The sequence below is a fragment of the Schaalia cardiffensis F0333 genome (assembly GCF_005886435.1).
GTDB classification, from domain to species: Bacteria; Actinomycetota; Actinomycetes; order Actinomycetales; family Actinomycetaceae; genus Pauljensenia; species Pauljensenia cardiffensis.
The window spans coordinates 569,442-595,308 of record NZ_CP040505.1 but is presented as its reverse complement, the minus strand read 5'-3'; the positions used below and the strand labels follow the sequence as shown (position 1 = coordinate 595,308).

The following is a 25,867-nucleotide window of genomic DNA, read 5'->3' as shown; positions in this document are numbered from 1 at the left end:
CAATGAAGGGCATCATCCTCGCCGGAGGTTCGGGTACGCGCCTGAATCCGATCACCTTGGGGACGTCCAAACAGCTCGTGCCCGTGTACGACAAGCCGATGATCTACTACCCCCTGTCCACCCTCATGCTCGCACGCATCCAAGATGTCCTAGTCATTACGACACCGCATGATGCCCCGAGCTTCCACCGCCTCCTCGGTGATGGCTCACAACTCGGCGTGAACATCACGTACACCGTCCAGGAAGTCCCCAACGGCCTCGCCCAGGCCTTCGTCCTCGGCGCGGATCACATCGGCACTGACTCGGCCGCACTGGTTCTGGGCGACAATATCTTCTACGGCCCCGGTATGGGCTCCCAGCTGCGCCGTCACGTCGACCCCGATGGTGGAGCCGTTTTCGCCTACCATGTGTCAGACCCGAGCGCATACGGTGTCGTCGAATTCGATGAGAACTTCACGGCCCTGTCCATTGAGGAAAAACCCGCCAAGCCGAAATCACACTACGCGGTCCCAGGCCTGTACTTCTACGACAACAATGTTGTTGACATCGCGAAGAACCTCAAGCCCTCGGCCAGAGGCGAATACGAGATCACCGATGTCAACCGCACCTACTTGGAGGCGGGGAAGCTTCAAGTCGAAGTCCTGCCGCGCGGCACCGCATGGCTCGATACCGGCACCTTCGACTCCCTCGCGGATGCGACTGCTTTCGTCCGCACCGTCGAGGCTCGTCAGGGCATGAAGATCGGAGCCCCCGAAGAAGTCGCCTGGAGAATGGGCTTCATCGACGATGAGGGCCTGCGTCAGCGGGCTGAACCTCTCGTCAAGTCCGGTTACGGCCAATACCTGCTCGACTTACTTGCCCGCGACGACGTCTAAGGAGATTCGCTCCACTTTTCGGTCCGGTCCTCCTCGTGATGACCGGACCGTCTCCTTTTCACCCAAGTGGGCGCCCCTGTGCAACAATCATGGGTAATCCGGCGGCTTGGCGAATCAGCCCTTCTTACCGCCGAGGAAGGACTCATTCCGATGGCATCGGACATGATCGATGATCCCAAACTCCTCGCTCGCATCCAAAAGGCTCTGGTGAAGATGCTCGAGGACATGGACAAGGCGTGCCGCGAACTCAACATCCCCTACTCCGTATACGGAGGGACGATGATCGGCGCCATCCGCCACAAAGGTTTCATTCCCTGGGATGATGACATTGACGTTTTGATGACTCGTCGTGATTATGAGCGTTTCCTCGCCGAAGCTCCCGCGCTCATGGGACCGAAGTATCGCTTCGACAACACTCGCACTCTTCCCGAATACCCGTATATGTTCACCAAGCTCGGCTTCACGGGGACGCTCCTCATTCCCGAATTCGCCAAGAATGCTAACTACCGCATGCCGATCTGCCTCGATGTCCTCCCCCTCGACACGGTGCCGACCGACCCCTCTGACTTCAAGAAGCAATCGCGAGCGACGTGGCTGTGGGGGCGCCTCCTCTACCTGACCGGCACCCCGACACCGATGCTCATTGATACGCATGGTGTGAAACGCCTGGCGATCCACACGGCAACGAGCATCGCCTACTACGGGATGAAACTCCTGCGTGTCACTCCTCGTCGTCTTCAAAAGCTCTTCGACGCAGCGGCACGCAGATACGAGGGCGAGAACACCGGACGCTATACCGACTTCTCGATGCGCGATCCTGAGAATTGGGCCGTGAATCTCGATGAGATTCAACCAACGATGGATGTGCCTTTCGACGGGATCACCGTGCAAATCGCTCCCGCTTATGATGCCATGATGCGCCGAACCTACGGTGAGTACATGGAGCTCCCTCCTGTGGAACAACGCCGCAATCACAAGCCCGTCGAAGTCGACTTCGGTCCTCTCAAAGGCCTGCTCTGAGGTCCTACGATGACGAGTTCCGAACAACGGACACCCTCGCTGGGACGAGACTACTTCTGGAACACCGCATGGTCCTTCATGGTGGCTGGCGCCACTGTGATCATGTTGATCATCGTCACGAGGGCCGCCGGAGTCGCTGCGGCGGGGGTCTTCTCGATTGCTCTTGCGATCGGCCAACAATTCCAGACTCTGGGCATGTACGAGGTCCGCACCTACCAGGTGACGGACGTTCAAAGACGCTTCTCATTCGGCACCTACTTGGCGGTCCGCATCCTCACGGTCCTTCTCATGGTGCTCGGTATCCTCCTCGCCTCATGGGTTTTCGGCTCGGATCTCAAAGACTCTGCTCTCATCGCCTTCGTTGCGCTCCTTCGTGTCTTCGATGCGATCGAAGACGTGTATTACTCAGAGCTCCAACGTCAAGGACGGCTCGATATCGCGGGAAGAGCTGGGTTCATCCGTTCCTTCGTCACGACCGCGGTGTTCTCCATTGGGATCTGGGTGACCGGGGATCTCCTCGCGACGACAGCGGTCACTTTCCTGGTCTCGTTCGCGACAATGGTGCTCGTCTTCATTCCCCCCTCGCGGGCCTTGTTCTCTCTGCGTCCGATGTGGCAGCGTGAGCGGATTCGCCTCGTTCTGCTCTTGTGCCTGCCACTAGCACTGGCCTCCTTCATCTCCATCTACCTGGCAAATGCACCGCGCTTCGCGATCAGTTTCTTCCTCGATAAGGAGCACCAGGGGTACTTCGCTCTTTTGTTCATGCCGGCATTCGCGATCAATCTTCTCTCAACGATTGTGTTCCGACCACTGCTGACGAGAATGGCGACCCTGTGGGTCTCTCATAATGTTCGAGGCTTCCTCAGGATCGTTTACCGGGGGCTCTCGGCTACTCTCCTCTCGTTCCTCCTTGTCGGTGGGGTCACATTCTTCCTAGGCGTCGCGATCCTCAATATCCTGTCCGGCAAGGACATTAGCGGCTACCTTCTTGAGCTCATGGTCCTCGTCTTCGGCGGTGCAATGAACTCTGCGAGTGTCATCCTCTACTACGCGCTCACAACAATGCGTCGTCAATCCCACGTCTTCGTGGGCTACGCCGTCGCCGCACTCGCGATCACTGTTTTTCTCATCTTCCTCGTTCCTCCCTTCCAGCTCCTCGGAGCATCGATCGGCTACGCGGGAGCAATGAGCCTCCTGAGCGGATATTTCTTCCTCGCCCTCTTCATGGAACTGCGCAGGGACGAGAACTGCCCTTCAATCAGTGAGATCCAAGGTTGATAGACTCCGCCCAGGAGAAAGATCGCGCCTGATCCGCCTATCCTTTCCACGGTCCTGACATGAATCTGGAGGAACCCACGTGACTGTCGATAGTGTTCGCCCCTCAAGTGGACTTCTCACTCGGAACACCAAGAGATCACGAATCGAGCTTTCGCCTCGCGGAGTCTTCTGGGTCGCATTCAGCGCTTTCTTCATCCTCACGACCGCATGGTCCCTGTACAACCCGCTCACGGCCTCCCCCGATGAGCAGTCCCATATCAAGAAAGCCGCAGCCACCGCTTACGGCCAGATCTTCAACGAGGAGATCCTTGTTGATCGTGTCGTGGAGATCCCGGAAGTCTACAGGGACGTCTCCTACTACCTGTGCAATGCTTTCGATCGAGATGTGCCGATCTCCGAGTGCGAGACGCCCCTCGTCGATACCCAGGAGAGCCCCGACGGCTGGGTCGAGACTCCCACCCCCGCGGCGCGTTACAACCCTTTGTACTACGCCCTCGTGTCCTGGCCGGCTTTGTTCTCGCACAGCCGCGTAGGCATTTACCTCATGAGGATCCTCTCGGGCGCGCTCGCCTCCTTCTTCCTTGCGCTTGGATTCCGTTCCCTCAGTCAAGCGAAGCTCCCGGGGGTTTCTTTCACGCTCGCCGCTGCGGGCCTGACGCCGATGGTCTTCTTCCTGGCCGGTTCCGTTAACCCGCAGGCACTCGAACTCTCTTCGGCCTTTGCCCTGTGGTGTCAGCTGCTCCTCGTTATTCGCAGAACACCTTCGAGCGAACTGGGGCCTCGGATGTGGCTCCTTGCCTTCATCGCGAGCGTGTTTGCGAACTCGCGCGGCCTCACCCCCTTCTTTATGACCCTCGGCCTCCTCGGAATCATCGCCCTCCAACCCTGGAAGCAGACATGGACGGTCATCAAAGATCGACGCTCTTGGCTCCCAATCCTCGTCACCTTCCTCACGACCCTCGCCGCCTCGATCTGGATCCTCACAACCGGGAATCTCACGAGCGAGGAAGCGCCCGCAACCCTTGTCACACCTCGTTTCCTCGCGATGTACACCCTGCGGCACACGGATGACTACATCGTTCATGCCGTTGGTTCTTTCGGATGGCTGCATGCACCCATGCCCCTGTGGGCATTCCTGCTCTTCACAAGTGCATTCATCGGAGCCCTGTTGCTCATCTGGATGCTCGCCAAGCGCCGTGAACGCCTTGTCGTGTTCTCTTCAGGCATCCTCTTCTGCCTCATCGTCCCCATCGTCTTGCACGCCTCCCAAGCGAGCAGCCTCGGAGTCATGTGGCAGGGACGCTACATCCTGCCGATGATCATGCTCATTCCCGTGATGGCCTCATACGTCCTCGCTGATTACGATTCCTTCCCTGAGGCGCCGAGCGCCCGAGCCATTAGCGCCTGGGCCTTCGTCTTCTGGTTGGTCCAAGCGGATTCGATCGTTTTCAACCTCCACCGTCAGCTCACGGGCGTTGCAGGCACCTGGAAGCTCTATATCTCGCCGTGGCAGCCTCCCCTTCCCTTGTGGACCGTCCCCTTCGTTCTCGGTGCAGCCGGGGCCCTGATCTTCTTCCTTTTCACTCGGGGCGGAGCGCCTTCGCATCACACAGCCAGGGTGTTCGAGGACGAGACCGCTCTCGAGCGTGATGTTCTTGAACCGGCAGATAAAGAAGCCGCAAGCGCGGTCGAGGCTGAGGAAAGGACTCGCTGACCTCCTCAGCTTCCCCGTGCTGACGAAGGTTTTAGGGAAGCGAAAACCGGCCTCACTCACTGAAACGGATTCTCGGTGCAAGGTCGGCAGGGGTGCAAGCGCAGGCGGAGCGCTGTCGAAAAAGCCTCCGACTCAGTTCACTGTCCGCAAGAGCACCGCATACGCGAAGGCTGCGAATGCGAATACGCAGACGAGCGCGGGCGAGCCGTGCCTCGTGAAGCGCTTCGCAGCCGGTAGGCACAGAAGAGGGACGAGGACCATGACGTATCGGGAGAGCACATCGATATGCGCATGGAACACGAGTGCGAATACCGCGATCGACATCGGACCGATCGCCAGAAGACTCACGAGGCCGGCTCGGGCGAAAACCCGCTCGTCCATGCTGGCTTCGACATCGAAGAAGGCGGTTGCGATGAGCGCTGCGAAAAGGCCCCACGTGAGTAAGGAGACGAAAAACGATTCGGGTGTGGAGATCCCCCACCCCCCATTGCCTTGGAAGATGATCTTCACAGCGTCATCAATCGTGGTGAACAGGCTCTTGATGGTGTAGTTCGCAGGCCCGTCAAGAGCTGGTCGGTCAACGATGACCCCCGTCAACCTTCGGATCACGAGCCATGACAGTGCTGCAAGGAAGGGAATGATCGTCATGAGAGCAAGATCCGGCATTCCTGGGTGCATCCGTTCACCCGCTCGTCGAGATCTCCACGATGCTCCTGCCCTCCAGAAAAGGAAAAGGAGGGCTGCGACGACCGCGAAAACGTTTTGCAGTTTCACGATCGAGAAAAGCGATGACGCCGCAATGAAGATCCATGGACTCGATTCGCCGCGCGCATAGAGGAAAGCGCTCGTCAGGATCAAAGAACCTGCGAGAAGATTCAGGGCATCAGGTGTCACATAGGAATTCGTCACTCTGAATACCGGCATCGATGCCACCGCAATGGGCAAGGCGATGACGACTGCGCTATGCGCACCCAGACGGTGAAGAGCCCACGCGAGGACCAGCATTCCCAGGGCGAGCCAGATGATTCCAGTGAGGCGCGCAGCAGTGAGGAGTTCGAGCCCCGCGAGTCTTTGGAGTGGCCAGGAAAGCCAAGCGGTCACGAAGAAGTAGAGGGGCGAATGAATGTCCGCCGAGGTATACCCCTGGATGAAAGTGTCAGTATCTGCGACCGAAGAAGCGCAGGGGCCCTGATAGATCGTGTATTCGGGAACAAGGCCCGCTCCCCTGCAGGCCGCCAGGATTCTGGCGTACTGATCCGTCTTGTCGCCGGAAAGAACCACATCCCATCGACGCGCCTTGTCAACCGCATCGATGTATTGGAACTCGTCATAGACAGATAAAGCACGGTGCAGTTTCATGAAGGGGAGGGTCAAAGCCGAAGCGATCACGCTATAGAAAACTGCAAGTCCCGCCCAGCTCTTCCTTGAGTTTTGGAAAAAACCGTCGAGTCGGCTGTAAAAGTGGCTCATCTTCTTCCACCTTCTGACGAGTTTATCGTGCTTTCTCGTTCCTTCAACGCTGGGTGTGGTAATCGATCATCGTCGTTGGGGGCTCCATCGCCGTGAAACGGGCACCGAGAGCAACAAGCCCTCCTGATTCCATTCGCGGGCCGGGCATCATCTCGAAGCGCTTTCCTTTTTGGAAGGCATCGACCACACCCGTCAGGTGCGAAGGCTGAATCGCAGCGGAGATGAGGTACTCATTCGGCCTCAGCATCATCTGGGGAATCTTCAGGTCGACATGCCCGTTACCGGGATGGAGGGTCTCGGGGACGAAATCGGCATCCAAGCCGTGCAGGCCCCACACGACCGTCCCCTCGAGCGTGTCGATAGAAGCTCCGAAGACAGCGCCCTTGATGGGCTGTTGACAGGTGTAGTGCATCCGAATCGTTGCCTCCTGCCCCACCTCCAGTCGTTCGACTGAACGCCCTGAAGCATCAAGAAGCTCGATCTTGTCGATCCTCGCCTCCCCTGTCCCGAAGTGACGTCCGCCGCCCTCGACCTCTTCGACTTCATTCGCGACGACGGAGTACTTGTCGATGACCTCGGCGGCTGGGCCGACATCCTGGAGGCGACCGTGGTCGAGCCAGGCGACTTCATCGCAGAAAGTGCGCATCTGCTCGAGGCCGTGGGAGACGACGACGACTGTGCGTCCCTCTTCTCGAAAGTCCGCGAACTTCGACATGCAGCGGCGTTGAAAGGCCATATCGCCAACTGCGAGGATTTCATCGACGAGGAGGATTTCCGGCTCGACGTGGATCGACACGGAAAAGCCGAGGCGCACGTACATGCCTGAGGAGTAGTTCTTCACCGGCTGATCGATGAAGTCGCCGACTCCGGAGAAGTCGACGATATCAATGAATTTCTTTTCAATCTCCTTGCGATTCATTCCCAAGATTGCGCCGTTGAGATAGATGTTCTCGCGTCCAGAAAGCTCAGGGTGGAAGCCGGAGCCGACTTCCAACATCGCAGCCATACGTCCGCTCGAGGAGATGCTTCCTTCATCGGGAGTGAGGATCTTCGCGATGCATTTGAGCAGTGTCGACTTTCCGGAACCGTTATGGCCGAGCAGTCCGAAGGTCGTCCCCTCGGAGATCTCGAGAGAAACATCTCGCAAAGCCCAAAAGTCCTCGTAACTGCCGCGTGAACGCTGGAGGAAGGCCCTCTTGAGGGACTGGTTCCGATTCGTGTAGAGACGAAACTTCTTTGAAACACCGCTTGCAGTGATGGCGTGGGGTGTCATGTGTTTCAGAGCTCCTCAACAATGCGGGCGGAGTACCGCGAGAAGAAAAGGTTGCCGAAGAGGAACATCCCAATGCCCCAGGCGATGCACGCGAGGAGCACGGGAAGGGAAGGGGGCGCGAAGTCGTACAGGCAGGCGCGAAACGCCTCCAGGAAGGTCTCCGCAGGATTCAAACGGAAGAGGGTCGTGATCGGCAGTGGCCGCCCGCCCAAGGACCAGCCCATCTCGTACAACCTCTTCTCGACGTCTCCGAGCACGCTGAGGGAGAAGACGACCCCGGAGGCGTACATCCAGACTTGATTGAAGATCTGCCACAGGTGGGAGATGTCGCGGAAGTAGACGGTCGCGACAGCAAGGATCAGGCCGAGGCCTGTCGAGAAAAGGGCAGTGAGGAGCGTGATGACGAGGAGAAGGGGAACCATTGTGAGTACCCCGGGGCCCCCGACGATCAAGGCGATGGCGACGAGGACGAGCAACTCGAACATGAAGTCGACAACGAGCGCGAGAACCGCTGAATACACGAGGATCTGACGCGGGAAATAGACTTTTGTGAGGAGTCCGGCATTGTCGACGAGCGAGTTCATTCCTTTGATGATTCCGCTCGAGAGGAAGGTCCAGCACAACACACCGATGCCGATCCAGAGCGCGAAAGAGTCGATCCCGGAGTTCGTCCCCGGTTCGACTGAGCCCCTGAACACCAGTCCGAAGATGATGGTGAAGACGATGACGGTTGCCAGAGGGTTGATGAGGGACCAGAGTCGACCCAGGGCCGTGCCCTTGAATTCGGAGGATACTGAGCGTTGCGTGAAACGGAGGGTCAGATCAATGATCCGCTGCCACTCGCCCTTGCGCTGATCGGTGATTCCACTCATTCGACCTTTCCCTCCTGTTCATCAAATCCGCTGCGAATCCATGCGGGTGCGGTGAAGGAGTGATGCTCTTGCACAGGGGCGCTCACTCCCGCACTCATGACAGAGTCAACGTTCATTGGCGTGGCTCCTCGCGTCCGCAGATGGTCGAGCATCTTGAGCCTGAGACGGGGAGTCCACCTTGGGCAGAGAGAAGATGGCAGGACGCCACCACTCACCTTCAAAGGCCGCGCTCGTGAATACGATGATCCGCTTGGTCACCGCGTCAAGGGCCACGGCGAGAGCGAATACGAGAGCACAAATCGCGAAGAAGAAAGTGACAACCTGGACGCGGTTGAAACTCATCCAGTCGATGCTCGACATGGTGAAGAGCTTGTAGATGATGACGTGGTGCACCAAAAAGATCGGGTAGGAGTACTTCGCGATGAGTGCAACGAGCGCCCGGAGCGGACGTATTGACACGAAATCCGCGATCGCAATGAGGAAAACATAAGCGGCGAGTCCGACGATGGTGGTGGACAGATCTTTGAAGGCCGCATGGTTCACGAGCGCAGCTGCCCCAGAAGCTCCGAAACGGTCAAGTGCTTCGAAAGCCAGGAGGACGAGTGCCGTGGGAATCGCCATGTGGGGTCGGATGCTCGCGGAAAAACGGACGAGGTACATGCCGAAGGCGAGCTCGGGAAGACGCGTCGTCAGAATCACGGACATCGGTACATCAGTTGCGGCACCGAGCCCGAAGATCGAACCAAGGTACAGCGCAGCGATAATCAGCGCCGTCGTCTTCGGGAACCGCTCAATCGCCCAGCTCAAGAGCGGGAACACCAAGTAGAAGATGATGATGAATCCGAGGAACCATTCTCCCAGGAGGTACGCCGTCGTCAGATGGAAATTCGCGACGAGCCCGTCAATGCCCAAGAGCGTCCAGATGAGCGATTTCACGGGCGCCGCATTGAGCGGGTGTCCCTTCGAATCGATGAAGAAGTAGAGGGTTCCCAAGACCCACGCGGTCCAGAACATCGGGTAAATGCCTTTGAAGCGCTTCCAGTAAAAGCTCTTCACATCAATCGGCTGCCGGTAATTCAGCGCGAGGACGGTTCCAGAGATGATGAGGAAGAGTGAGACGCCGAGGTCGCCGATGTACACGCCGAAGGGACGGTTCGCGAGGAGGTAGCCCCCCTGGGAGAAGAAGGGGTTGTTGAAGTGGGTGATGACAATGAGGATCGTCGCCGTCGCTCGCACGAGGTCGATCGAGAAGACCCTTTCGCGCCGTGCTTTCACGGCGCCTTTCTCAGAAGGAGTGCGGCTCATTGTTCCTCTCCTCCCCGAGTGCTGTTCTTCGCCGCGCGCATCACGTGGTAAGCGGCCGTAGCTGCGGGAAGCAATGATTTCGGTAGTTTGCGGCGCACTCCTGCCCGGAGGACCCGCCAAGCGGAAGAATTGAGGATTCCCCACTTGATCATGTCGCGTTCCTTCGCCAAGTTGGTGTGCAAGGCGAGGACACGGGTGAGTTCACGCGTGTAGAAGGCGAGATTCGTTAGTTCGATGCGCGCGAACCTGTCGGAGAAGAGCCACGCGGAGAAATAGCCTGCGTTCTGAGCAACATAGGCGTAGGAGCGCTCGATGGCGTGACTGATCGTACCGTCTCCCCCGAGAGGTTCAGCCGGGAAGTCTTCGTAGGCCCAGCCCTTCTCGAAGAGGGCGCGCATGGCTGCCGGACGGAACCAGAAGGTTGAGCCCAGCGGGGCGATCAACCCCTTCTCCTCGTGGATCTTCACCTTCACCCCGAGCTCAGCGAGGAGCGTCTTCGTGTTGTCGAGGTTCGGCCCCCATGCATATGAGGAGATCGGGAAGTAGTCTGCGTGATTCGGAGGAGTCGGGGACAGAAGGCCGAGTCGAGGTTCTTTCTCAAAAAGCGCAAGAACATTGGAGACGAATTGGGCGCTCGGCGCGACATTCTCGAAGCACTTGAGTGCGAAACCCTCCCCAACGGTTCCCGGCTGAACTTGGGCGACCTTCTTGTCATGAATGAAGCAGACGAGGTCGTAATCCATGACGAGGTCGGCGCAGCCGACGAGGAGTGCTGAGACGTCTCTGCCGCGGTTGACGATCTTACGGACGATCAGCTTTTGCGTCAGATCCTTGCAGGCGTTTTCAACGAAGGCGACCTTCTCATCTGAGCCGACCGTGATGATGAGATCGGAATCGGGGGGCATCGACGCGGCGTAATGGAGCATCTGCGGGAGGAGCTCCATGTAGTGCACGTGCATGATGAGTGCGACCTTGCTCGGCTTCGGCTCAGTGATCACGGCCCCGGTTGGGAGCACGTACGTGAGTTGAAGATTCTTCACCAGGTCGGTGAGTTCAACAGTGCGCAGGAGATTCTCCCAGATGAGGTCCGTGTCGTAGTCGGTCTCATCGCGCAGGTACTCGTACAAGTCGAGGGCAGCGTTACCAACGGCCTGGAAGAGAACGTCTTCGTAATCGTGGAAGAAGGAGCGGCGTTTGAAGATCGGGCATCGGCGTTCGGCGAGCAGCTTCTTCGCTTGAAAAACGATCGGATGCGCGGTGATCTCTTCAAGATCGGAGGTGTCAATGTACAGGCCGGAGGTGAAACCGAGCTTCTCGAAGCGTGCTGTGAAGGTCTTCTCGTGTTTCGAGACGGAATCCTGGTAGTCACGAATCTCGGGCATCTCGTCCCAGTAGCTCTGGAAGGGCTCCGATTCGACAAGGGAACGCCTGTAGACATGGAAATGCGATTGGATATGGGCTGGGATTCGAACCTTTTCGGCCGACAAGTCACTATCCTCGTCCACGGCATGGAAACCTGTGATACCCCAGAAATCGAGGTCACGGCCCGCCATTTCGCCGAACATTTCTTCGAAGGGATGCACCGGACCCATGATCGTTGCGTTGAAAAGGACGAGCTCGTCGAATTCGACGAGGCGCTCCCACCCATAGGCATCGAGGGCGGTCTTGTAGGCCCAGACGTCAAGGCCGGTGTTCTCCCGGACGATGAGCTGATCTGCGAAGCTCTCAAACCGATGGCGCCCCTTGTCGTTCAGGGCGCCGTTGACGACGACGACGAGCTCGTCAAGATTGGGCTTCATGCCTTCGAGCAGGCGTTCGACATAGGTGTCCACCTGCCCCTCGGCATCGAAGAAGAAGAAGATTCCGAGTCGAGAAGGCTTTTCACCGAGGATCATTGGGCTCCCATCGAGGTGTGTGAGGACCGCTCACTCGTCTCATTCACGGCCGAGGAGGCGATGATCGGCTTTGAGGATCTGGCGGATCTTCGTCGCGTCGCCCCACACTCCCGGAGAATCGTAGGGTCGATCAGGGAAGGCTCCGTATTCGAGGGAGATACCGAGGGCGTTGTCCTTGATGTAGCCTTCGACGCGCTCGGCGAGAGACATCGGCTGGCCGGTACAGGCGTTAATGATGCCGACGACCTCGTCCTGGTCGAGGATCGCGGCAATCTGATCGGAGAGATCGTCAACGGAGATGAAGTCGTAGAGGTTCTTACCGCTTGTGAACGGGAAGCTCGTCTTCCCCTCTTCCGCTGCGGAAAGAAGCTTGGAGAAGATCGAGTTTCCGAATTTGTCGTCGCCGACGATGTAGTAGGCGCGAATCCATTGGAGGGTCGCCCCATGAGATTGTGCCGACAGCATCGCGGTCTCGCGCAGTGCGTTCTTCGCGATGCCGTAGAGGGATGCGGGGGCGCAGGGCGAGTTCTCGTCAATAGGGCCTTCCCAATACCCGACCTCATGCATCGTCCCCATGACGGCGAGCTGTTTGAGGCCACCGGCGTACAGGTTCTCAATGAGATGGTAGTGCTTGGCAAGATCGTCGAGATGAGCCGGAGAGTTGTGCTTGAAACCGTCGCGCCAGGCCATGTGGAGAACGGCATCGGGGCGGCCCATCTGCTCGTAAATATCGGCGTCGCCAGAGAACAGATCAATGCTGACGCGCTCAGCGCGCTCGTCAACGCCCTCGAAACGAATGTCGAGAGCCTTCACTTCGAGGCCCCTGTCGAGGAGGCTCTTCACGACATGTCGACCGATGTAGCCACCCGCACCAGTGACAAGAACAGACTTGACCATGGTTCGGGATTGTATCAGCACGCCCGCTTTCACCTCAGGCTTCTCCGGTGCGCCAAGCCCTATCCCGCTGCGGCCCGCACCCCTGTTCGCCTCGCTTCACCGGCCGAAGACTCCTTTCAGCCTCCTGTATGCGGGCACGATCACGCGGGCGAGACCCGGAGCAGCGGACTTGATGAAGGACCTGAGAAAAGCGGCTCGCTGAGCGAATCCGCCCCTATGCCCATCAGGGCGGCAACGAGCCGCGTCATGACGCCACTGCTCAAGCGCGAATTCCCTTCCCCCCTGACCTGGTCCGACGACTTGGAGCATGTGGAATCCGCCAGAAGCAACCGCCGATGCGATGAGGAGCTCTTCTTCCTCGACTGTAAGAGCATTCACAGCCGCGTCCTCGTCCCTGAGGGGATCGTGCGCACACGCGGTGATGAACGAGGCACGAATGGCGAAAGGCGCGGACGGCTCAAGCAATGGGAGGCGAGAGTCGAGGGGCGCGGTGATTCCCAATGAGAGCGCGGCATTCCTCACCGCTTCAAAGCGTTCAGGCTTCAGGGGGTGCAGTGGGGCCTCGTCCTCGGTCGCGGAACGCACCTCTACGAGCAGGCCAAGCCTTGGACGTGTACGGAACAGATCAAGCGCAGACCTGAGCAGATCCGCATCATTCAGGATCGAATCCCGATCCTCATCACCCAGGTCCCCGCAGTTGATATACAGGCTGCGCGCATCCTCGGGTTCTTGCGCAAGGAGTCGGAGCATTGTCGAGAATCGTCCACGTCCTCGCTCCTGCCGACTTTCCCCCTCAAAGACTGCGGTGAAGCAGGGTTCGACTTGGATCTCAAGGCACTGAGGGAACGCTGAGCTCTGCTCGCGCACCTGCTCGACGAACTCCTCGCGACACGAGATGACCGCCCTGGTTTCAGGGGGAAGGGCCGAAAGGAGCCCCCTCAAACGGGACAGGGACGCTGAAGAATCGACAATGGCGTGAAGAACGAGGCGCTCATCCGGCCAGGGGGCGGTGGAAGCATCGACGGCCTCGACGAGACCTGCATTCACGAGAAGAACACGGGGCGGGGCGACGCGGGCGACTCCGGCAAGGAGGAGGTCCTCGGGATATCCCCGCTCCACAGCTTTCGAGATGAGTTCTATGCCCTTGACACCATGATCATCCAAATAGCTCGGATCGTGGAAGAAGATCCGACGTTTGAGGATCGGACAGCCCGCATCGAGCAGTTCACCCGCTTCGAGGATCGAGGGATTCTCGCTCGCATAAGCGGATGCGGGATAAACGGCGTAGGAGGAATGACCCAAGGATTCGAAGTACTCGGTGAAGCGCGACTCGTGGTGTTCGATCGAATCGAGGTAGGAGCGGATCGGAGGCATTCCTTCCCAGTAGGAGCGAAACTCCGGGTCCTTAAGCAACGGGGAGCGAACGGCGATGAAATGCGACTGAATGTGTCGGGGCATCACACGCTTGGCGGCGAAAGGATGTGGGCGGACTTCCGGCGCCTCAGTCAAGCCCCAGAAAGACGCCTCGGAATGAGCGGCCGCCGCTTCGAAGACGCTGTGCCAAGGATTGATCGGCGCGAAGAAAGTGTTGTTGAAGAGGAGGAGCTCATCGAAGGCGCCCAGTTCTTCCCATCCGATCGCCTCCAGGCCCGCTCGGTATCCCCCGACATCGAAGCCTTCGTTCTCACGAACAATGACCTCGTCGACGATCAGACGAAGACGCGCTTCGTCTTCCGTGTGGAGCGCTCCGTTGGCGACGAAGAGGAAGCGGGAGACGAAGGGGCGGAGGCTGAGCAGCACGAGCTCCATATATTCGTCGACACGAGCGGCTTGATCGTAGAAGAGACAGACCGCGGCGCGCGTGACACTCATATGGCACTTCCCAGGTCGTGGAGGCACAAGGGACACACTCCACGATAACGGTCCCCGCGTCCTCCCCGCTATCGGCACTGATGGGGAATGTGCAGGCTTTTTGCTTTCAAGAATCGACGTGACTAAGGCGATACGAGTGATGGAGACGATGAGAAAAGGGTCCGGTAGGCTGAAACGCATGGATTCTCCTGTACTCCGCGACTCCGCAAAGGCCGCCATCCTCTTCTTCCTCGGAATCATGGCGATCGCCATGATCGGGGGGAGAATCCATACAGGGATCGCCCTCGTCTTCTGGGGCGCGATCCTCCTGCTCGCTTTCCTTGTAGTCCTCGTCCTCTGGCGTCATCGCAAGAACCTGAGTCTGCGCTCCTTGGGCGCTTTGCCTGTGATCCTCACTCCTTCCATTATTGGAGTTGCCGGCATTCTTAGACTCATTGGTTTCTACCAGGGCGGAGTCCCGATCCAATTCACCCGCAATGACATGGTGATGAATTCGATCGAGGCGATGACCATCCATATGCGCGGCGGCCTAGGACAAGGAGACGAGGCGAAGCCCGTTTTCGTGACCGCAATCATCAATTCGCTCTTCTACGGTCCAGGAACGGATTACCCCGATCTGCTCACCATGCTCTACGGCAATATTGCGGCAACGACCGTGGTGTGTGTCGTCGCGAGCGTCTTCGGCGCATGGTTCGCCTTCAACCTCCTCAAAGGCGTTCCCCTCCCCTGGCGCATCGCCGCCGCTCTTTTCGCAGGCTGGGTCCCCTTCACCCGCCACATCTTCGGTGCGGTCATGTACCAGGGGTACATGAACATTCCCGTGATCTACCTGGTCCTCATCCTCACATGGATCGTGTTCCGGACGATGCACACGATCGAGTCAATGGCCTGGCTCGCCCTCATCATCGTCATCACACTCGCCACATGGTCCCCCGCGTCCCTCATTCCTGGCTTCCTCCTGCTCCTCGCTCTCCTCCTGCGTCTCTCTGATAGCGAAGCTCAAAGGTCGACGGCTCTCCAACTTGTCTTCCTTCTCTTCTCATGGGGGTTCGTCGTCGTTTTCTTCCTGGGAGTTTCCCTTCCCTCTCTTCGCGCCGACGGCGACTACCTCACCGCCGGTCCCGGCGGGCTCGCAGGAGACTTCCAGGATCACCTCCTTCTTGCTGCGATTGGTCTCATGCTTCTCGAGCTCCTGTACGGAGCACTCGTCCCACAGCGTCATTCCGCGCCCGTCCTCGGAATCGGTGCAATGACTCTGGGAGGTTGGCTCTCGGTCTTCTACCTCGCTTCCCTCCGTGAGATCGGAGACTCTCCGTGGGGCTACTACCCTTTGAAGATGCTGTGGATCATCACCATCACCATGGCGATGATCATCGGCACAGAACTCATCGCTCAAACATTCACGGCTCTCGCAACCCCTAAAGGCACGCAGTTCTCAAAGCGGAAACGCGTACTTTTGCGCGTCTGTTTCGGGACTCTTTCCGTTCTCGTTCTCATAGTCGGCGTCGTATTGCCCTCCTCCTACTTGGGCATACGCAAAACTCTCGTGCCGATGTTGGCTCGCGATATCATCGTTCCCTCGGCTCAGGAGAAACGCACTTACGACGAGCTCGTCGAGGTCTTCGATGCCCATAAGGGCGAGGCGATCGCGTTCTGGCGCCAAGCGGAAGTCATGGAGTTCAACGGAGATCGGAACCGTTTCCTCATCCAATTCTCCGCCCCGACCAATCACGATGTACGCTCCCACTCCTACCGCGCCTGGGACGAGCACTACTACAATCTCCTCTGCCCTCTCCTGCGCGATTGGGACAAAGACGCAACACTTGTCACCTCAAGCAAGAACTACGAGACTACGAAGAACCGCCTGTCCTACTGCGGCCTTCGCCACGACGTCGAGATTCTGACCCTCGACGACTGATTCCCACATTTCGCTCCCCTGACGACTATGCCCACAGATCGGTTAGACGTGTTGACACTCTTCACTCCAAGAGATCTTTCCACTCGAAATAACTCCCTCAATATGCTCCGGCTCGTCTTCGCGCTTCTCGTGGTTTTTTCCCATGCGCAGCTGCTCACAGTATCCGGAGACGGCGTCGTCATCTTCGGGCAACATCTCGGTTCCTGGGCGGTCGTCGGATTCTTCGGGATCTCCGGTTATCTCATCACTGGGGCCCGAATCCGTTCGGACGCCGGCCCTTATCTCATCAACCGCGTCGTGAGGATTTTCCCCGCATTCGTCTTCGTCCTCATCTTCGTGGCCTTCTTCTTGGCGCCCCTGACGATGTACATCGAGTCGGGCACGATCGACGGTTACTTCGGCACTTCCCCGACTCCCCTGGACTATGTGTACTCTAACCTTCTCCTTAAGGTCAGCTACTACCACATCGGCACTACCCTTTCCACGCATCCTCTGAGCGCCTGGAACGGTTCCCTCTGGTCGCTGTCCTACGAGTTCTGGTGCTACATCATCATTGGTGTCTTCATGTCGTGGAAGTTCATCCGCGAGCGAGTCTGGCCCACCACTGGCCTCTTCGTTCTCTTCACCCTCGCTCATATGGGAATCGCACAGCTCAGGCCCTACATCGGAAACAACTACGACCTGGAGCTCTTGATCTTCATGACGCCGTATTTCATGGGCGGCGCCATGGTGTATCAGCTACGCGATCGTCTGCCGATCCGTCACTTGTACGCATTGATCGCGGCAGTGATCTCACTGCTGCTCATCTGGTACTTCCCAGCCTTCGGTAAACAGCTCGCCTCCCCGACAATGGCATACCTCGTCCTCTATTTCGGCTCGGTCCTCCCCTCTCCGGGCTTCACGAAGGTCCATGACATCTCCTACGGGGTCTACATCTTCCACTTCCCGATCATTCAGTTCCTCATCGCCCTCAAGGTTCACCTCCTCGGTTTCTGGCCCTTCCTCTTCATTACCCTGCTCATCACTTGCGCACTTGCCACAGCCTCCTGGTTCGGCATTGAGCGTGCAGCGATGCGCTGGGTTCGTGGCCGCAACCCTTGGGGTGATATCCGTAAGCCCGCTCACTGACCCTGAAGGACGGCGGAGAGCAGAATCCACCGACATGCTGTGAAGGACGGCGAAGCCCCGAATCAGTCAACTCGCAGATCTTTGTCTCCCCTAAGATGACTGATGACCGCCAATCCAGGAGAACACCATGCATTCGATCGACATCATGCTCCCCTTCTGGGGCGAGCCCGCCTACCTTTTCGAGACGGTGCAAGCCGTGCTCTCACAGGATTGCACCGATTGGCGTTTAACCGTCGTCGACGATTGCTACCCTGATCCGAGTGTCGCCGAGTATTTCCGAAACCTCGCCGACGAGCGCATCTCATACCTGCGCAATGAGAGCAATCTTGGGATCACCGCAAACTACGAGAAGTGCGTCTCCCTCGCCACGGCAGATCTTGTCATGCTCCTCGGATGCGATGATATCCCCCACCCAGATTTCATCTCCCGCGTCCTTTCAATGCACGATGCCTTCCCGGCGGCCGCGATCATTCAGCCCGGTGTACGCATCATCGACTCCACGGGAAGCACCGTTGATCCTTTCGTCGACCGGATTAAGCGCTTGACCATGCCGCGCACTCGGGTGCCGCGACTCCTCTCAGGCGAGTATCTGGCGGCCTCTCTTCTTCGGGCCGATTGGTTGTACTGGCCTTCCCTCGTGTTCAAGCGCGAGGCCCTTGTGTCTACTCCTTTCCGTGAGGGCTTCCCGATCATCCAGGATCTTGCGCTCATCATCGATATGATCGCCGCGGGTGAGGCGCTGCTCCTCGACCCATACGTGTGCTTCTCCTATCGCAGGCATAATGAGTCCGCATCTGCGACCGCTCTCTTCGATGGTCGCAGATTCGATGGGGAGAAGCGCTATTTCGAGTTGGCGGCGAAGATCGCCAAGCGCAATGGCTGGAGTGCGGCTGTCCGAGCCGCAAAGCTCCATTCGACATCACGCGCCCACGCGGTCGCGCTTCTGCCCAAGGCAATCCGAACGAAGGATACGAAGGCCGTGAAGATGCTGGCCTCGCATGCCTTCAGATCCTGAAGCTTCACCTTGAGGCTGATTCCGTTCGGAGTACGAGCGGCTCCTGAGGCCTGATTCCACAGTCCGTCCGGGGCGGCTCTCACTCCTTCGAATCGGAGGCGCTCCTCACTCCTTGGAATCGGAGGCGCTCAGGCCCAGAACCCGGCGACTCAGTCCCTCGAATCGGAGCCCTTCGACGCTTCAAGCGCCGCGATCTTGCCGCGAAGAACGCCCATATCGGAGTTCAGGATCGCGATCTCCTCGACCAGAGTGCGTCTCTCCTCGGAGGCCTGTGAGAGGTCGACGGACAGACGCAGAGTCAGCAGGAGGATCACAATGCCCGCCGCGAAAAAGGCGAGGTTGAGGGGCACCTGGATGCCGAGGGCGTGCGCGAGAGCGTGGAGGAGCTGCGGGAAGAAGGAACCGATAACGGAGGCGAGCGCGATGACGATCCACCAGGTCGCGTAGCGCTCCTTCATCCCCGAGTTCCTCAAACGGAAGAACACCGCGATGAGGATGACAATGGCGAAAAGGACTCCAAGCAGATACGTCGACTGCATCAGGCTTGCACCTCACGTTCGAGTTTCGTCCCAGACTTGGGTCGGGTGATGGCGATTCCGAGGGCAAGAAAAGCCCTCATGAGGAACTTCGCGGAAGCGAATCCACCGTGGGAGGGCGTTCCCCCGGCTCTCGGGCGCATCTCCACAGCGGTTTGGCGTACCACGAGCCCATCGCGGGCCGCCATCACCAGTGCCTCGATTGTGTCTCCAAGGTATTCGGCGGGGTAGTTCTTCGAAAAGTAGCTCAGAGCCGCACGGTTTGAGAGTTTGAAACCCGATGTCGTGTCCGTCAAACGGGTTGCGCAGATTCGTGACAAAACCGCGGAGAGGAATTTCATGGCGAGCATGCGAAGCCCGTGAGCCTCGTATTCTCCTTTTCCTGCGAAGCGGGCGCCGATCATTAGGTCTGCGCCCGTTTCCTTCAAAGCGTCGAGCATCCCGGGAATCTCATGCGGATCATGCTGACCGTCGGCATCGAGCTGAACCGCATAGTCGTAGCCCTTGCGCACTGCGTACACGTATCCGGCGCGCATCGCTCCCCCAACACCGAGGTTGAGGGGAAGGTCGAGCACCGCAACCCCTGCGGCTTTGGCGATCGATGCCGTCGCATCGGTCGAGCCATCGGAGACGACGAGAATATCGGCAAAGTCCTGGACGGCCGTCTTCACTTCTTCGAGGACGGGGCCGAGGACCTTCTCTTCGTTCCACGCGGGGATGACGATGAGCATGTTGCGGCTTTTGTCCGGCATACAGCTCCTTGATGATACGAACGGATGATCCCGTTCATCCTATCGCCGCTATGTGCGAACACGGCAAGGGCATGCCCGGGTACTGCACCCTCCTTTTGTCTTCTCGCTGGGGAGGCGGAGGCAAAAGGAGGGTGAGGGGAAGGCAGCTGGGGCCAGGTTCCAAGGACTAGCGCTGGTGGTGATGGAAACGAGGAGGATGCCTTCGAGATGTCAGAGCCGTCATCGTAAAACTGCAGAGCAGAACCACGGCGCACCAAGAGCTCTTGAGCGAGGCTTTCGTCTCTCACCAGCCGCTGCGCAGCTCTTTCCAGTTGGGCGTGGCCGCGAGGACCGTGCCGACGAGGATGACGAGGCAGCAGATCACCTGAAGCAGAGTCGGCGCCGTGCCCATGATGAGGAAGGCGAAGATGACCGCCCAGGCGGAGTAGGAGATGTTGAGCGCCATGCCCCGCGAAGCGCCGACCGTGTTGATCGCCTTGTAGTAGAAGAGGTAGGAGCAGGTGCCCGCGAGCGCGGCGAGGGCGATGATCCCCGTAGCCGGGGTCGGAGTGGCTGTGAAGGTGAAGCCGATGACTCCTGCGATCGGGCCGACGACGGCAAGGTAGACGAGGGCGGAGGTGGTTTCTCTGATCTGCAGGGCCGAGTCCTCATCGACCTCGTCATCCTTCATGCCCCAGGCGAGGATGACTGCTTCGGAGCCCCAACCGAAGACGCAGGCGAGGGCCGCGATGATCCCGATGATCGGATTGCCTTCGCTCGTCACCCCGGTTGAGGAGTATCCAATGAGGATGATCGCCCCGAGGGCGACGAGGAGGGCGAGGATCTGGCGCGGGCGCATCCGCTCTTTGAGGAAGATGTAGGCGAGGAAGGTACCGACCGCCGGGTAGAAGGTTGAGATGATCGCTGTGAAACCCGGGCCGATGTTGTTGATCGCGATGAGGTAGCCGGTCATGCCGAAGGGGCCACCGAGCAGGGCTCCCAAGGCGATCGCTTTGCCGGAGCGGGTCTTGATCGCTGCGAGGGTGTTCTTCAGCCGTCCTCTTAGGGCCATGTAGGCGAAGAGGATGATCGCGCAGATCGCGTCATGCAAGAGCGCGGAGGCGAGTGACGCTTCGGGGGCGTCGAGGAAGGGCAGCAGGGAGAGCGCCAGTCCGAGAACAACCGTGTCGAGGCCCCAGAGGGCTCCGGAGAAGACTCCCCATCTCATGCGTTCACTCCTTCTTTCTTGGCCGCGCCCTCGTATTGGGCGAGCAGGTTAGACACGTAGTCGGCTGCGTGACGGTAGTAGACATAGAGGACTTCCCCGATGTTGTCGCCCTCGGCCTCCTTGAGGAGGGCCCAGACGTACCAGCACCAGCCGGCGAAGACGACGTAGGACCAGAAGTGGCGTTTCTCTAGTTCGGTGGGGGTGCGGCCGAAGTAGAACTTGAGTGCCGTGTCGGCGCGTTCTTCGTCCATTTCATCGGTGCAGACGACCATCGTCCCGAAGTCGGCGGCGATGTCTGACATTCCCGCGTATTCCCAGTCGATGAGGTCGATTCGCCCCTCGGCGCTGACGAGGAAATTCAGGGGGAAGAAATCGTTGTGGGAAGGGCCCAGTTCGAAGCCGTCGGCGTCTGCGAAGGCTTTGAGGCGCAGGACTTTGTTGCGCAGTTCTTCGTAGCCGGGCACTTCGATCGGTCCGAATTCTTTGAGGAGAGACTCGTAGCGCAGCCCCTCTTCTACGAAGTCGAAGCTGCGGGCGAGGACGCGACCCGATTCGTGCAGTTCTCGGTTCATCCGCATCGCGGTTTCGAGTTCTTCGTCCTTGGTGACGTCAAGGTTGCGGCACTGTGGGATGAAACGGGAGATCTTCCAGCCCTCCTTGGGGTCGGAAGCGAGGAAGGTCTTATCAACGCCAATCTCGCGTGCGAGTTCGAGGGCTTCGGTTTCGGCGAGGCGATCAACGATCTTGCTCGTGCCGACCCCCGGATGGCGGTACACGTATTCCTCTTCACCGACGCGGAAGTGGCACGACAGGTTGGTGATTCCCTGCTTGAGGGGGTAGAAGTCGGTGATGTCATCCTTCGGGCAGTTCAGGACCTTCGAGATGGTGTCGAAGACTTCGGAGTCGACGTTCTCCATGAATTTCGGGTCGAAGGAGCGCAGTTCGTCGACGGAGTCGAACTCGTAGATCACTCCTGCCGGGTACTTGCGGATCACCATGTCGAGTTCTTTGACGTGGTCGAGGTAGATCGACTCCCAGAGTTTCCCGCTCGTCTCAGGCAGCTGGTAGACGGCCCGGAGGATCTCGCGGAAGCGGGAGGAGAAGGTTCGGTCGAAGTAGACGTGTCCAAGCATGGTCCAGGCGTCGGCTCCGCCGACCTTCGCTCCTGTGATTCTCCCGCCGCCCCCGGTGGTGATGCACCATTCATTGGTCGGTCCTTCGACGTATTCGGCCGAGTAGTAGGCCTTGTAGACGTGGGATTCGAAGGGGTTGGTGGTGAAGTAGTCGTCTGAGGAGCAGATGTAGGTGTTCGCGAGCCGGTCGAGGACGAGCCAGAGTGAACCGTTGTTGTTGCGGGTCATGTATTCGGGATTCACGACGATTGTGACGCCGAACTTTTCAACGAGATTGAAGAAGTATTCCTTCTTGTAGCCGACGACGACGGTGATGTCGGTGATGCCGACTTCCTGGAGCTGGCGGATCTGACGTTCGATGAGGATTTCGCCGCGTACTCTGAGCGTGCCTTTGGGACGTTCATAGGAGATGGGGGCGAAACGGGAGGACATGCCTGCGGCGAGAATGACGGCGTTGTCGACCTTGTAGGGGGCGAGGGCGTCGAGCCCGGCCTGGGTGATGGTGCGATCGGCGATGTAGCCGAGGGCCTCGCATTCGCGGACGGCCGTATTGACCCGACCGAGGGAGGAACCGGTGATGTCTTTGAGTTCACGCTGTGTCAGGGGCGCATCTGCGTTCATTAGGGCGCGCAGCACGTCGAATTGGGTCTGAGTGAGGGAAGCGCTCATCATCTGCCGTTCATGTTTGATTCACGATCTTACGCGTTCAAACATACATCATTCAGAATTACGGTGAACATGCTGCTTGCGTGTCATCCCTCACCTCGAGCCCCTCAAGGCTAGGAGAAGCGCTCAGCTCGCATATGACGGACGCTAGGCCGACCCTCATAGAAGCACCACACCCAGCGGGCCCCTTCCCCGTTAGCAGATCCTCCGCTTGCGACGCTTCAACACCCCTTGCCGACGAGGAGACGCGGGACGCCCTTCCATGCCACGGGATCGCTGATCGCACGCCCATCGAAGAGGATCCTCACACCCGGCAGATCGGCGGGCTCAAGACCCGCATACTCCTCGTGATCGGCCTGAATGATCGCAGCATCGACCTCGTCGCCGAAGTGATAGGGCACCCAGCCGAAGTTCTTGAGCTCCTCATCCGTGTACAGCGGATCATTGACGAGGACGAGGGCACCCCTGTGTCGGAGGGCATCCACCGTCGCAAAAACCCCGGAGAATGCCGTCTCCTTCACTCCCCCGCGATAGGCGGCCCCGAGGACTGCGATTCTCAAGCCCCGCAGATCTCCGAGAAGTTCTGCGAGCTTGGAAACGACATACTCAGGCATCGCAGCATTCGCGGCTCGCGCCGTGGACACAACATCCGCATCCGGATCGCTCGAAAGGTACAAGCGCGGGTAGACGGGAATGCAGTGTCCACCAACGGCGATCCCTGGGCGGTGCAAATGACTGTAGGGCTGCGAATTGCAGGCCTCGATCACCGTGTAAATATCAATGCCCGCCCGATCCGCGAAGATCGCGAACTGGTTCACCAAAGCGATATTGACATCGCGGTAGGTCGTTTCAGCGAGCTTCGCCAGTTCCGCCGCTTCGGCGCTGCCCATGTCCCACACGCCGTTTCCTCGGGGAAGGTCGGCGCGCTCATCGAAGTCGAGGAGCTGTTCGTACAAGGCGATGCCCGCCGCGGTCCCGGATTCATTCAGCCCTCCGACGAGCTTCGGGTAGCGACGCAAGTCGGCGAAAACACGACCGCTGAGGACTCTCTCCGGTGAGAACACGAGGTGGAAATCCCTTCCCTCCTTCAAACCCGAGATCTCCTCGATCATCGGCTTCCAGCGTTCACGGGTCGTGCCCACGGGCAGGGTCGTCTCATAGGAAACGATCGTGTTCGCACTGAGGTGCTCGGCGAGCGAGCTCGTCGCCGCATCCATCCACCTGAAGTCCGGTGTGGAATCCTCGTCGACGACGAGCGGCACCACGAGGATCACAGCCTCCGCGTCGGGGATCGCCTCTCCGTAGTCGGTTGTGGCGCGAAGCCTTCCTGAGGTGACTGCTTCGCTGAGGAGTTCTTGGAGGCGGGCCTCACCGGGGAAGGGCTCCTTCGCCTCGTTCACCAGCTCGACTCTACGCTTCGACACATCGACGCCGATGACCTCGTGCCCTTTGCTCGCGAACTGGACGGCGAGAGGAAGACCGATCTTTCCAAGTGCGACAACGGCGATGCGCAAGGCGAACTCCTCAGGTTGGCTACGCGGGAAGTCTAGTCCGCAAAGGATTCGAGCAGGATCATGGCGGCCTTCTCCCCTGTGACGCGAATGGATCGTTTCTCCTCGACCCAGCGGTGCAATCGGTTTTTCTCCTCTTCGTTCCACCTGCTGCTCCTCGTATCCTCGAGGGCGAGGAGCATCGCCTGCGCGATTTCCTTCGGATCGTATGCGAGGGCGCTTCCGCAATCATTCGCCGTAATGTCGTCTCGCGCAGGTCCTGCGCCCGCGTAAAGGACCGGGCATCCGCAAGACAGTGCGGCGAGGACTTTCGTCGGGTAGGCGAAGTCATAGCCGATCCCCGTTTTGATGGACACGAGGGACGCGAGAGCCCCCCTGTGCCAGGATGCGGCCTGGGCTGGAGGAAGGGTGGGGATGAAGACGACTGGCGTGCGCCCATCGGGGCCCTTGTGGATCCTGCTCGCCATTTCTTTGAGCATCGGCCAGGCCGAGCCCTGACCGAGGAAGACGATCTGCGCTTGAGGATGGGTGCGCCGCACGCTGCGCAGGGCTTCGAGGAAAACTTCTGCGCCCTGCCATTCCGAGGCCGTCCCGGCGTAAAGGAAATACGTGCCCCCCACCCCGGCCCTTGCGCGCTCATCTGCAGTGGGGGTGGGGCCCTTTTGAGTGAAGGTGGCGGTGTCGATGCCATTGGGCACGAGGCGCACGTCCTTTGCGCCGAGAGCCCTGACACGTTCGGCGATTTCCTCGTTGATCGCGATGACGCTGCGCGCCCCGGACAGGGTGAAGGACTCCATCCAGCGCACGACCTTTTTGACAATGCGGGGGGCGCCGGTCGCTTCCGCCGCATCCGACCAGATGTCGGGTGCGTACCAGATGTAGGGGATCGACCTGAAAGACAGGGCGGCCCTGGCGACGAGCCCGGTCGTGGGCGGCGGTTCAACGAGGACGACCCGCGGGCGCCTGTGGAACAGGAGACGGAAGAAAAGGGGAATGTCGAAGGAAAGGTAGGGCAAGTATCCGCGCAGGTATCCGCTCTTGTCTCGAAGGACCGGCCAGCGGGAGACCCGAACCCCCCTTTCTTCCTTCACCTTCTCGTCTTTCGCAGGCGCGGAGGTCAGGGCCTCGACCGGGACGTGTCGTGCGACGAGGGCGCGTTCAACTGCCTGGATGCGAAAGGAAGCAGCGGCCGCCTCGGGCATGTGGATCCGGGTCGCAATAAGGACATGGCTGCGCGTTTCAACGCAGGGGCGGAGGCGCGCTCGGCTCTCATGCTCTCGGCTCTCGCGCTGAGCGGGCATGACTTCTCCTCCTCCGTGATCGTGCCGGGGCTGAGAAGGGCTCAACTCCAAGGCCGATGACCAGCCTAGTCTCCCAGGCCCGCCGCCCCGGGATTGATATGTACCTCTAAGCGTCGAAGGTCCGGGGCTGTCCCAGGCCCGAAGGCCCTGAGATTGATAGCATCAGAGCTGGCCGAAGGACGACGGCTGTCACTCGCCGCTGAGGGCCGGACTCGTGGCAGCCCCAATG

The 25,867-nt window shown here is 59.2% G+C and carries 20 protein-coding genes; 7 read left to right on the top strand and 13 right to left on the bottom strand.

Annotation, left to right across the window (positions count from 1 at the left end; genetic code table 11):
• Positions 1 to 2 precede the first annotated feature (2 nt).
• The 4 genes from rfbA (at position 3) to FFA61_RS02375 (ending at position 4,887) form a co-directional block, all read left to right on the top strand.
• Positions 3 to 875 carry a glucose-1-phosphate thymidylyltransferase RfbA gene (gene rfbA / locus FFA61_RS02390; protein WP_005961993.1) on the top strand — a complete coding sequence of 291 codons (873 nt, stop codon included), beginning with the start codon at positions 3 to 5 and terminating at the stop codon, positions 873 to 875.
• Positions 876 to 1,025: 150 nt separating this feature from the next.
• Entirely contained in the window at positions 1,026 to 1,895 is an 870-nt protein-coding gene (locus FFA61_RS02385; RefSeq protein WP_005961994.1) for a LicD family protein, read from the top strand.
• A gap of 9 nt (positions 1,896 to 1,904) precedes the next feature.
• Complete coding sequence (locus FFA61_RS02380) at positions 1,905 to 3,173, top strand: lipopolysaccharide biosynthesis protein (protein WP_005961996.1); 1,269 nt, start codon at positions 1,905 to 1,907, stop codon at positions 3,171 to 3,173.
• Between the two features lie 79 nt (positions 3,174 to 3,252).
• On the top strand, positions 3,253 to 4,887 hold the full coding sequence (locus tag FFA61_RS02375; RefSeq protein WP_005961998.1) for a DUF2142 domain-containing protein: 1,635 nt from the start codon (positions 3,253 to 3,255) through the stop codon (positions 4,885 to 4,887).
• A gap of 132 nt (positions 4,888 to 5,019) precedes the next feature.
• Here the strand turns inward: FFA61_RS02375 and FFA61_RS02370 are convergent, their stop codons facing one another.
• From FFA61_RS02370 to FFA61_RS02340, 7 genes are all read right to left on the bottom strand, one after another.
• Positions 5,020 to 6,246, bottom strand: a complete 1,227-nt coding sequence (locus FFA61_RS02370; RefSeq protein WP_131247153.1) for a hypothetical protein — start codon at positions 6,244 to 6,246, stop codon at positions 5,020 to 5,022.
• 154 nt (positions 6,247 to 6,400) lie between these two features.
• On the bottom strand, positions 6,401 to 7,630 hold the full coding sequence (locus FFA61_RS02365) for an ABC transporter ATP-binding protein (protein ID WP_005962002.1): 1,230 nt from the start codon (positions 7,628 to 7,630) through the stop codon (positions 6,401 to 6,403).
• A 5-nt stretch (positions 7,631 to 7,635) separates the two neighbouring features.
• Positions 7,636 to 8,502, bottom strand: coding sequence for an ABC transporter permease (locus FFA61_RS02360; protein ID WP_005962004.1), 867 nt, complete (start codon positions 8,500 to 8,502; stop codon positions 7,636 to 7,638).
• A 105-nt stretch (positions 8,503 to 8,607) separates the two neighbouring features.
• Complete coding sequence (locus tag FFA61_RS02355; protein ID WP_005962008.1) at positions 8,608 to 9,807, bottom strand: acyltransferase; 1,200 nt, start codon at positions 9,805 to 9,807, stop codon at positions 8,608 to 8,610.
• A complete protein-coding gene (locus FFA61_RS02350) occupies positions 9,804 to 11,702 on the bottom strand; it encodes a rhamnan synthesis F family protein (protein ID WP_005962010.1) in 1,899 nt (632 codons plus the stop codon). The genes FFA61_RS02355 and FFA61_RS02350 overlap by 4 nt, the downstream gene beginning before the upstream one ends.
• A 39-nt stretch (positions 11,703 to 11,741) precedes the next feature.
• Complete coding sequence (locus tag FFA61_RS02345) at positions 11,742 to 12,599, bottom strand: NAD-dependent epimerase/dehydratase family protein (protein ID WP_005962012.1); 858 nt, start codon at positions 12,597 to 12,599, stop codon at positions 11,742 to 11,744.
• 96 nt (positions 12,600 to 12,695) lie between these two features.
• Positions 12,696 to 14,471: a rhamnan synthesis F family protein gene (locus FFA61_RS02340; RefSeq protein WP_005962014.1), complete on the bottom strand. Its 1,776-nt coding sequence runs from the start codon at positions 14,469 to 14,471 to the stop codon at positions 12,696 to 12,698.
• Positions 14,472 to 14,649: 178 nt separating this feature from the next.
• Here FFA61_RS02340 and FFA61_RS02335 point away from each other — a divergent pair, with 178 nt between their 5' ends.
• From FFA61_RS02335 to FFA61_RS02325, 3 genes are all read left to right on the top strand, one after another.
• Positions 14,650 to 16,389: a hypothetical protein gene (locus tag FFA61_RS02335; protein WP_131247155.1), complete on the top strand. Its 1,740-nt coding sequence runs from the start codon at positions 14,650 to 14,652 to the stop codon at positions 16,387 to 16,389.
• Between the two features lie 102 nt (positions 16,390 to 16,491).
• Positions 16,492 to 17,517 carry an acyltransferase family protein gene (locus FFA61_RS02330; RefSeq protein ID WP_005962018.1) on the top strand — a complete coding sequence of 342 codons (1,026 nt, stop codon included), beginning with the start codon at positions 16,492 to 16,494 and terminating at the stop codon, positions 17,515 to 17,517.
• A gap of 127 nt (positions 17,518 to 17,644) precedes the next feature.
• Positions 17,645 to 18,532, top strand: a complete 888-nt coding sequence (locus FFA61_RS02325; protein WP_005962020.1) for a glycosyltransferase family 2 protein — start codon at positions 17,645 to 17,647, stop codon at positions 18,530 to 18,532.
• A gap of 149 nt (positions 18,533 to 18,681) precedes the next feature.
• Here the strand turns inward: FFA61_RS02325 and FFA61_RS02320 are convergent, their stop codons facing one another.
• From FFA61_RS02320 to FFA61_RS02295, 6 genes are all read right to left on the bottom strand, one after another.
• On the bottom strand, positions 18,682 to 19,071 hold the full coding sequence (locus FFA61_RS02320) for a DUF2304 domain-containing protein (protein ID WP_005962022.1): 390 nt from the start codon (positions 19,069 to 19,071) through the stop codon (positions 18,682 to 18,684).
• Positions 19,071 to 19,820, bottom strand: coding sequence for a glycosyltransferase family 2 protein (locus tag FFA61_RS02315; RefSeq protein ID WP_005962024.1), 750 nt, complete (start codon positions 19,818 to 19,820; stop codon positions 19,071 to 19,073). The genes FFA61_RS02320 and FFA61_RS02315 overlap by 1 nt, the downstream gene beginning before the upstream one ends.
• Before the next feature lie 283 nt (positions 19,821 to 20,103).
• Positions 20,104 to 21,027, bottom strand: coding sequence for a DMT family transporter (locus FFA61_RS02310; protein WP_005962026.1), 924 nt, complete (start codon positions 21,025 to 21,027; stop codon positions 20,104 to 20,106).
• On the bottom strand, positions 21,024 to 22,832 hold the full coding sequence (locus FFA61_RS02305) for an NTP transferase domain-containing protein (RefSeq protein ID WP_005962028.1): 1,809 nt from the start codon (positions 22,830 to 22,832) through the stop codon (positions 21,024 to 21,026). The genes FFA61_RS02310 and FFA61_RS02305 overlap by 4 nt, the downstream gene beginning before the upstream one ends.
• Before the next feature lie 215 nt (positions 22,833 to 23,047).
• Positions 23,048 to 24,340: a nucleotide sugar dehydrogenase gene (locus FFA61_RS02300; RefSeq protein ID WP_005962030.1), complete on the bottom strand. Its 1,293-nt coding sequence runs from the start codon at positions 24,338 to 24,340 to the stop codon at positions 23,048 to 23,050.
• A 32-nt stretch (positions 24,341 to 24,372) separates the two neighbouring features.
• Complete coding sequence (locus FFA61_RS02295) at positions 24,373 to 25,638, bottom strand: glycosyltransferase family 4 protein (RefSeq protein ID WP_005962032.1); 1,266 nt, start codon at positions 25,636 to 25,638, stop codon at positions 24,373 to 24,375.
• Positions 25,639 to 25,867: the final 229 nt, after the last annotated feature.

Coding starts and splice junctions, on each gene's coding strand:
- rfbA (WP_005961993.1), top strand. CDS start 3: ATGAAGGGCATCATCCTCGCCGGAGGTTCGGGTACGCGCCTGAATCCG.
- FFA61_RS02385 (WP_005961994.1), top strand. CDS start 1,026: ATGGCATCGGACATGATCGATGATCCCAAACTCCTCGCTCGCATCCAA.
- FFA61_RS02380 (WP_005961996.1), top strand. CDS start 1,905: ATGACGAGTTCCGAACAACGGACACCCTCGCTGGGACGAGACTACTTC.
- FFA61_RS02370 (WP_131247153.1), bottom strand. CDS start 6,246: ATGAAACTGCACCGTGCTTTATCTGTCTATGACGAGTTCCAATACATC.
- FFA61_RS02365 (WP_005962002.1), bottom strand. CDS start 7,630: ATGACACCCCACGCCATCACTGCAAGCGGTGTTTCAAAGAAGTTTCGT.
- FFA61_RS02360 (WP_005962004.1), bottom strand. CDS start 8,502: ATGAGTGGAATCACCGATCAGCGCAAGGGCGAGTGGCAGCGGATCATT.
- FFA61_RS02355 (WP_005962008.1), bottom strand. CDS start 9,807: ATGAGCCGCACTCCTTCTGAGAAAGGCGCCGTGAAAGCACGGCGCGAA.
- FFA61_RS02350 (WP_005962010.1), bottom strand. CDS start 11,702: ATGATCCTCGGTGAAAAGCCTTCTCGACTCGGAATCTTCTTCTTCTTC.
- FFA61_RS02345 (WP_005962012.1), bottom strand. CDS start 12,599: ATGGTCAAGTCTGTTCTTGTCACTGGTGCGGGTGGCTACATCGGTCGA.
- FFA61_RS02340 (WP_005962014.1), bottom strand. CDS start 14,471: ATGAGTGTCACGCGCGCCGCGGTCTGTCTCTTCTACGATCAAGCCGCT.
- FFA61_RS02335 (WP_131247155.1), top strand. CDS start 14,650: ATGGATTCTCCTGTACTCCGCGACTCCGCAAAGGCCGCCATCCTCTTC.
- FFA61_RS02330 (WP_005962018.1), top strand. CDS start 16,492: ATGCTCCGGCTCGTCTTCGCGCTTCTCGTGGTTTTTTCCCATGCGCAG.
- FFA61_RS02325 (WP_005962020.1), top strand. CDS start 17,645: ATGCATTCGATCGACATCATGCTCCCCTTCTGGGGCGAGCCCGCCTAC.
- FFA61_RS02320 (WP_005962022.1), bottom strand. CDS start 19,071: ATGCAGTCGACGTATCTGCTTGGAGTCCTTTTCGCCATTGTCATCCTC.
- FFA61_RS02315 (WP_005962024.1), bottom strand. CDS start 19,820: ATGCCGGACAAAAGCCGCAACATGCTCATCGTCATCCCCGCGTGGAAC.
- FFA61_RS02310 (WP_005962026.1), bottom strand. CDS start 21,027: ATGAGATGGGGAGTCTTCTCCGGAGCCCTCTGGGGCCTCGACACGGTT.
- FFA61_RS02305 (WP_005962028.1), bottom strand. CDS start 22,832: ATGATGAGCGCTTCCCTCACTCAGACCCAATTCGACGTGCTGCGCGCC.
- FFA61_RS02295 (WP_005962032.1), bottom strand. CDS start 25,638: ATGCCCGCTCAGCGCGAGAGCCGAGAGCATGAGAGCCGAGCGCGCCTC.